Origin of the sequence: Pseudoalteromonas sp. MelDa3, assembly GCF_002863625.1 — a bacterium.
Taxonomy (GTDB): domain Bacteria; phylum Pseudomonadota; class Gammaproteobacteria; order Enterobacterales; family Alteromonadaceae; genus Pseudoalteromonas; species Pseudoalteromonas arctica.
Genome location: NZ_PJBR01000258.1, coordinates 1 through 7,331, shown reverse-complemented (window position 1 = coordinate 7,331; position 7,331 = coordinate 1). Strand labels below are relative to the sequence as shown.

Genomic DNA, 7,331 nt, shown 5'->3' with positions numbered 1-7,331 from the left:
AAAAATATGAAGCAGAGAATGAATGCCTGTTCAGCTAAAATAGCTCCAATCGGTACGCTTTCTCACAAGTTTTTTCGCGAAAATTTTCGCACCTTTAAGTTTCGTTATTTTTTCGCCCTTTGAGTGTGGCTTTAAGTATGTAAGTAGTACTAATGACATATAAAAATAGCTCTCGTAAACCCCTATTTACGATAGCTATTATTATGTTAAGTAGGTGGTGAAGTTGCATCGGTCATGAAATAACCAGAAATATTGACTTGTATCTAGCCTCAATTAATTTGGCTGGTTTAAAGGCTCTCGCATTAGAACTCACACTCATACAAAAACTGGAAAAGTTAAACAACAGAAATTCTATAGATAGCCTCCATTAAAAATGAGGGGATTACCTCTGCATTCAGCGAATAATGATCTATCGCCTGTAGAGTTTGAGAATTATCAAATTAAAGTGTCCAGTTTTAGTTGACCAGAACATCTTGTGTTGGCTGGTAGTGATGTACTGAGCCATGTGTTAATACGCCAACTTCAGCATAATCAGTGCATACTGTTATATTTGTAATTTTATTTGGAAGCTGTGGTATGCCACTCATTAGTCATCCTCCGAGAATATATCTTCAATGGTATCCCAGTCTGGTAGAGAGTGTTGTTTTGAGGTAACTTCAAATTGTAAATCAACTGCATCAAGCAGTCGCTCAAATATATCGAATGAACCAGTAAAGCGACCGTTCTCAATCTCGGAAATCGTTGTTTTATTAATTCCCGCGATCTCTGATAGCTTTTGTTGCGTGTAGCCTAAAGCTTTCCTGCTAGTACTTATTTGCTTGCCAATATCTGCTCTACTTGACATATATTCACTTATTGAATGTTAGCTATATGGCTAATATATTAGTATGCAATCCCTATGTTAGCTATATAGCTAATAAAAATTATCAATATTTCACCCAATAGAGTCCAATAATTTTTCTACGGTGTTGAAGGGAACTGTGTGTTAAGCGCGTTAGAGTCGCAATCACCGCTTACCCGGCATTTTAAGAAATCAACACTGTCATTTGATTTGAAGTAAGGTTGAGTAACAAGCGCTACCATCGGATAAGAGACTTTTTGCACAGAGCTTCTCGCTTCGTAGCGAATTATTGCGTGAGCAATAATATCGGCACGTTAGTGATCGGCTTAAACAAAGGTTGGAAACAAGATAGTAATATTGGCAAGGTAAACAATCAAAATAGTGTGAGTATTCCTCACACTATTCTGATTGAGCAGATCAAGTACAAGTGCTAAGCACTAGGTATCAAAGTCATCGTACGTGAGGAATCGTACACGTCCAAGGCGAGCGCCTTGGATAACGATACCATTCCGACACACGGTGAAAAAATTGTCCCTAAGTTTAGTGGTCGCCGTGTGAAACGTGGCTTGTACAAGAGTCCTCAAGGCTTAGTGAATACGGATGTAAACTCGGCCTTAAATATCTTGAGAAAAGAAACAGGTAAAGCGCTTAACGCGCTAGCTTGTAGGGGTTGTGTGTGCCAGCCCGAATTAGTAACGCTAGGCACTAGCGTTACTAATTCTAAAAGAGAAGCTGACTTGTTGCCTTTGGTGGCTTGACCAGGCTTACCCGAAACTAATTCAAATTACGAAGTAATTAGTGTTGGTAGTTCATCTTCTCTTCGGTGATTTTTTAATTCCTACTAAATAGGGCCATCACGCGCTCTAAGTGGTCGGTTATACTGCCTAAACGCATTATAACTACTCACTTAAAGCTTTGATTTGCCTTATGTGGTTAGTTATACTGCCTATAAGTGTAATAAGTAGAGACTTAATTATGAAGCAAGAACGAGCAATTCAAAGACTGAATGAATTAGATAAGAAAGGCCGCTACGTTTTTTTGCATCGAGATTTATCTAAAATTTTCCATGAAGATTCTCCGCGCTCACTAAACGAAAGTCTTGCTCGCCTTGTTAAGAGCGGTATTTTGGAGAGAGTGGCTAGGGGCGTTTATGTATATGCTTTATCTAGATATAAAAATACATCTAATACGTTGGACTTGATTGCAACGGCCTTAAGACGTGGAGAATATAATTATGTGAGCTTAGAGTCCGCGCTATCAGCTTACGGAGTAATTTCTCAGATCCCAATTGACAGGTTAACACTTATGACTACGGGGACGAAAGGTGAATATAAAACACCTTATGGCATTATTGAGTTTACACATACTAAGCGTGCAGTTAGGGATATTATTCCTTACATTATCCAGACTGATAGGCCTTTAAGAATAGCATCAAAGACTGCTGCACTGAGAGACTTAAATCGGGTTGGTAGAAATACCCATTTAATTGATATGGAGGTAATGCATGATGACTAAACGAGAGAACTTTAATTTTTTAGTTGAAAGGGCGCTGGAAGTAACCTGGACTGAGTGATCCAATATAATGTTTCTAGGCTTAGTAAGCGGTGAGAGATATGCTTAATTACAGTGCTTTTTTTATGTCTCAAATGTGAGCAGTTACAAGATTAAAAACAGCTGAGAAATTAGGTTTAGATATAAAAATATGCGGCTTAAATGACAAATAGAGGCCTTTTCAAGCATGCACAATGATTGTGAAAAGGCGGTATACTCAGCAAGGCAACGGATCCTGCACTATGGCGTTCAATACTGAAAGACAATTGCAGGGATTGTTATATTGCTTAGGACCTTCCGATAAACGTCTATTACGCTGTAAATCCATGTTGTAGCCCGCTAATGACTCTGCGTATTAATTCACGGCCACGGACACTGTTCATTATTGCTCGTGCAGGTTGATTATCAAATTGAATATTGGGTGTGTACAACCAAGCATTCCAATTATCGATACTGCCGAAATACGCAGTCCCAAAGTTAGATAATCGTGCCACTTCAATCGCATTCTCACTGATCTGTTTATTTAAGTGCTTATCTTTGTTTCGTAACAAAGTACGCTTAGTTGTGCCCAACACTTTTGCTAAAGTACTCAGTTCCCATTGCATTAAGGTAGAAAAAGTACATAAGCCGGCTGTTGTTAAACCTTCTTTAACGATGGCTATTTCAGTCATAGGGTTTGAGTGTGTATTTAATTTACCAAGCGTGACGACATTGAGAAAGTCGTGCTTTGTACTTTTATTTTGTACCGTACTCATTAGTAACTCACTATAATTAATGACAACTACTTTTAGCGTGCGCAGCTAACCCGCAAAGCCCTGAGCAATATAATATAGCAATGTTATTAATTATATTCTGAATCACATACGGTTTTTTGGACACGAAATACGTATGTCGACCTTATACGCTATCAAAGCTGGAAAATATTACTAATTAGATAAAAGAACACTATCTGTTTCTATTTTTAAGAGCGTATAAACCAGTGACGAGAGTCACTACAGACATAGCTAAAACTAATAAAGTGGCTATTTGTATTGCGTTCATAAATTATCTCCTGATTAGTATATTTTAAACTTCATATTAAACTATAACTTTGAAAATTTTTAGTACAAATTTAATATGTACAGACTAAGGCTTTATTGTTTTGTTTTAAATATGGTTTATTTAATTGGTTTGGCGTTAGCTAAGAAAACGACGGTTGTAGTGGTCAACTAATTTTGGCCACAGTTTTAGAATCTTGATATCTAACCTCAGATTCATTTGGCGCTAAACCGGCATTATAATGATGCGGCCTAACGTTGTTGTAATATCCGTTGATATAATCACTAACGCTATATTTAGCATCTATAAAATTTCCATATCCAACCTTTGGCATCCATTCCGTTTTAAAGCTTCTAAAAAATCGCTCCATTGGTGCATTATCCCAACAATTTCCACGCCTACTCATACTTTGTGTGATTTTATAGCGCCATAAACGTTGGCGATATTTTAAACTTGTATAATGACTACCCTGGTCTGAATGGAACATGAGTCCTGTCGGTTTTCCTCTGCTTTCATACGCGAGTTCAAGCGCTTTTAGCGTTAAATTAGTATCTGGTGACAACGACATTGCCCAGCCAACCACTTTGCGTGCAAACAAATCAATAACGACGGCTAAATAAGCCCAGCTATTGCCTGTCCAAATATACGTCACATCACCGCACCACACGGTATCTGGCTCAACAACACCAAACTGTCTATCAAGCAGGTTTGGGATCTCAAGGTGTTCATTACCACCACGTTTATATGAATGTTGAGGTACTTGGCAGCTTTCAAGTTTTAATTTAATCATTAGCTTAGCTGCACGATAACGGCTCAATTCAAAATCATTGTTCGTTGCTATTGCCGCGATTGTCCGCGCCACAGCTGAGCCGCCGCTCATTGCATGTATTGCTCTAACTTCAGCCTCTAGCCTTACTTGTTCTGGTGTCGGCGTTGTATCCCTTATAGCTCAATATTTATAGCTGCTACGATGCACATTGAATACGTTACACAGCACGCTAATTGGGTAACGCTCTCGTTGATTTAGTTTCTCAATTAACGAGAATTGTTCAGGGAGTCGGACATCAAGAGAGCGGTGGTGAATTCAATAGGTCAATGCAACACCTTATAATTGATTATTAATTAGGTAGTTATGACTGACTTATCAAAACGTGGTTTAAGTGATATTGAAAAGCTGAAAGCATGGTTCTTATGGCGTGAAGGTAGAACGCTTAGCGAAATAGGCTTGACGCTTGATAGGCATGCTGGTTCTATATTCGGTGTACTTAAACTAAAAGGTGGAATATCGCCAGTGCAACGAAAGCGTCGATTATCGTTTCTTTCTTTAGAAGAGCGAGAAGATATATCAAGAGGTTTAGCTTCAGGCTTATCTATCAGGGCAATAGCTCGTAATGTAGAAAAGGCAGCGTCAACGGTAAGCCGTGAAATCAAACGCAATGGTGGTATTGCCAAATACCGTGCAGTTACGGCTGATAAAAATGCACTAAAGCGAGCATTAAGGCCAAAGCAATGCAAATTACAAAAAGGTAATTCACTTAGCGATTTGGTTGAGTCTAAGCTACTAGACGACTGGTCACCAGAGCAAATTTCTGGCTGGTTAAAAATAAAACACCCAGCATCATCTGAAATGCATATTTCACATGAGACTATTTATAAAACGTTATTTATCCCATCACGCTATATTTTCGAAAAAGCAGTCCTTAGCCATCTTCGCTCAAAACGTAAGTTGAGGCATGGTAAACGCTCAACAAATAAGGGAATTTATAAAGGTATTATTGATGCTAAAACAATTCATGAAAGGCCCCATGAAATTGAAACACGAGCAACTCTCGGTCACTGGGAGGGCGATTTAATATCAGGAAGTAGCAACTCACATATAGCAACATTGGTTGATCGAAAAACACGGTATACAGCTTTGGTACAAGTTGATGGTAAGGATACTAAAAATGTAGTAAATGCACTTATTCTGAAATTTAATGGTTTACCAAAAGTACTTAAAAACACACTAACGTGGGATCGGGGAATGGAATTAGCAGACCATAAAAGATTTACTAAAAATACGAATACAGATGTTTACTTTTGTGACCCGAGTAGTCCGTGGCAAAGGGGAACAAATGAAAATACAAATCGCCTTTTAAGACAGTACTTCCCGAAAAAGACAAGCCTACATGGCTTTGATCAAAGTTATTTAGATAAAATCGCTAATAAACTAAATAATCGACCAAGAAGAATATTAAACTATTTAACTCCTAATGATATGATTAAAAACCATGTTGCACTGACCACTTGATATCACCGTAGCCTTTTTTAATATATCCTTTTCTAATTCGATGCGTTGGATTTGCTTTTTAAGTTCGCGGATTTCAATTTGTTCGGGCGTCATTGGCGAAGCCGATGGTGGCTGGCCATTACGCTCTTGCTTTAATTGAGTAACCGACTTACTAACGGTTGATTTACCCACACCCGTCGCTTTGGCTGCTTCTTCTTGAGTATAACTTTGGTCAACTACAAGCTGAGCTGTTTCTAATTTGATTGCTGCAGAATACGTTGCGCGTTTTAATTTCGTCATTTTTTCACCCAAATTTGTATGCTTATCAGCATAACATTTCTTTCTTAATGGGTGGCCAAAATCACTGTACCACTACAAGTAAGTAGAGATGATGTTTATCGGCATTGATATTAGTAAAGAGAAGATTGATTTATCGTAGTTGAGAGACCAACTTACAAATAAAATCAAAACAAAAGTCTTTAAAAACAAGCGCCAAGACTTTGTAACAATAGAAAAGTGGCTTTTAAATACAACTAAAAGCGCTGCTAGTGAGCTCGTTATCACCCTCGAACCAACGGGTGTTTATCATGAAACACTGATGTATTTTTTACACGAGCAAGGCTTTAAAATTATTTTAGCGAATCCAGGTAAAGCTAAAAAGTATGCAGACGCTTTAAACATAATTCACAAAACAGACAAATCTGATGCAACGATGCTTGCTCATTATGGCTGTGCTAAGCACGCAGTCGTTAATTATTGGCAACCTGAAGCGTTAGAAATTAGAGAGCTTAAAGCCCTTATTCGTCGTTTAGATGCGCTTGAGAGTAACCGACAACGAGAAGCGAACCGATTAGAAGCAAGTGAATTCAGCAACGTTTCCGCGCGTGTTTGCCAATCGATAAAAGTGACAATCGCGTTTTTAGATGATGAAATTAAACAGCTTAAATCTGACATTGATAACCACATAGATAATGAACCTGATTTAAAAAAAAACAGAAAACTACTTGAGTCTATTCCGGGCATTGGGCCCGTACTATCGAGAGAGTTAACGTATTTGTTTGCGGCTAAAAAATTTAATAAAGCCAAAGAAGCGGCGGCTTATTGTGGATTAATTCCACGGCATAATGAATCGGGTAAATTAAAAGGGCGAACATCAATCAGTAAACTCGGGCCAGCCAGAATTCGATGCAAACTTTATATAGCAGCTATTGTTGCTGGGCAATGGAATAAAACAATAAAACGACACAAGTTAACGTTAATAAATAATGGTAAAACACCAATGCAAGCTGTGTGTGCAAATATGCGAAAGCTAATTCATATATGTTTTGGTGTAATAAAAAACCAGGAAGCGTTTAAGCTCCAAGAAAGTTAAATACGACCTTGAAGCTTAAAATGAGAGATGGTATCTACACATTGCGCAAGTTTAATGCTCGATATCCAATGAACCACTTTTAAATAATCATATGGTAAGTATTAAGGAATTACCACGGGAAGAGTTGCTACTTTGATTTGGCTCTAATTTGCCAGTAGTGTTACTTTTCTTCTTACTAAGTATTTTTTTAAATTTAAAAGCGGGCAGTTACACGAGGCTTATTATAAACTTGAGGAAATCGACTTCACCCCATTTTGGCG

Annotated in this window: 7 protein-coding genes and 2 pseudogenes; 4 read left to right on the top strand and 5 right to left on the bottom strand. The window is 38.0% G+C overall.

Annotated features, from left to right (window positions below; translation table 11 throughout):
- Positions 1-455: 455 nt before the first annotated feature.
- A complete protein-coding gene (locus tag CXF89_RS21505; protein ID WP_257983255.1) occupies positions 456-587 on the bottom strand; it encodes a hypothetical protein in 132 nt (43 codons plus the stop codon).
- Positions 587-844 (bottom strand): helix-turn-helix transcriptional regulator, encoded by a 258-nt coding sequence (locus CXF89_RS20905; RefSeq protein WP_024609406.1) that lies wholly within the window; start codon positions 842-844, stop codon positions 587-589. The genes CXF89_RS21505 and CXF89_RS20905 overlap by 1 nt, the downstream gene beginning before the upstream one ends.
- A 488-nt stretch (positions 845-1,332) precedes the next feature.
- Between CXF89_RS20905 and CXF89_RS21270 the strand changes: the two genes are divergently transcribed.
- Both CXF89_RS21270 and abiEi read left to right on the top strand, forming a co-directional pair.
- Positions 1,333-1,599, top strand: coding sequence for a hypothetical protein (locus tag CXF89_RS21270; protein ID WP_180961436.1), 267 nt, complete (start codon positions 1,333-1,335; stop codon positions 1,597-1,599).
- Positions 1,600-1,816: 217 nt separating this feature from the next.
- Complete coding sequence (abiEi, locus tag CXF89_RS20895) at positions 1,817-2,356, top strand: type IV toxin-antitoxin system AbiEi family antitoxin (protein WP_121955662.1); 540 nt, start codon at positions 1,817-1,819, stop codon at positions 2,354-2,356.
- Positions 2,357-2,703: 347 nt separating this feature from the next.
- Here the strand turns inward: abiEi and CXF89_RS20890 are convergent, their stop codons facing one another.
- On the bottom strand, positions 2,704-3,147 hold the full coding sequence (locus CXF89_RS20890; protein ID WP_121955661.1) for an antitoxin Xre/MbcA/ParS toxin-binding domain-containing protein: 444 nt from the start codon (positions 3,145-3,147) through the stop codon (positions 2,704-2,706).
- 449 nt (positions 3,148-3,596) lie between these two features.
- Positions 3,597-4,508: pseudogene (locus CXF89_RS20885) on the bottom strand (IS3 family transposase); the annotation flags it as partial.
- 54 nt (positions 4,509-4,562) lie between these two features.
- On the opposite strand from CXF89_RS20885, the gene CXF89_RS20880 reads away from it, so the two are divergent.
- Positions 4,563-5,720 carry an IS30 family transposase gene (locus tag CXF89_RS20880; protein WP_121955660.1) on the top strand — a complete coding sequence of 386 codons (1,158 nt, stop codon included), beginning with the start codon at positions 4,563-4,565 and terminating at the stop codon, positions 5,718-5,720.
- A 12-nt stretch (positions 5,721-5,732) separates the two neighbouring features.
- Here the strand turns inward: CXF89_RS20880 and CXF89_RS20875 are convergent.
- Positions 5,733-5,999: pseudogene (locus tag CXF89_RS20875) on the bottom strand (transposase); the annotation flags it as partial.
- 139 nt (positions 6,000-6,138) lie between these two features.
- Between CXF89_RS20875 and CXF89_RS20870 the strand changes: the two are divergent.
- Positions 6,139-7,071, top strand: a complete 933-nt coding sequence (locus tag CXF89_RS20870) for an IS110 family RNA-guided transposase (RefSeq protein WP_257983254.1) — start codon at positions 6,139-6,141, stop codon at positions 7,069-7,071.
- The last annotated feature ends 260 nt before the right edge of the window (positions 7,072-7,331 follow it).

Excerpts from the sequence above, each read along its gene's own strand:
- CXF89_RS20880 (WP_121955660.1), top strand. The coding sequence starts at position 4,563 with ATGACTGACTTATCAAAACGTGGTTTAAGTGATATTGAAAAGCTGAAA.
- abiEi (WP_121955662.1), top strand. The coding sequence starts at position 1,817 with ATGAAGCAAGAACGAGCAATTCAAAGACTGAATGAATTAGATAAGAAA.
- CXF89_RS20905 (WP_024609406.1), bottom strand. The coding sequence starts at position 844 with ATGTCAAGTAGAGCAGATATTGGCAAGCAAATAAGTACTAGCAGGAAA.
- CXF89_RS20890 (WP_121955661.1), bottom strand. The coding sequence starts at position 3,147 with ATGAGTACGGTACAAAATAAAAGTACAAAGCACGACTTTCTCAATGTC.
- CXF89_RS21505 (WP_257983255.1), bottom strand. The coding sequence starts at position 587 with ATGAGTGGCATACCACAGCTTCCAAATAAAATTACAAATATAACAGTA.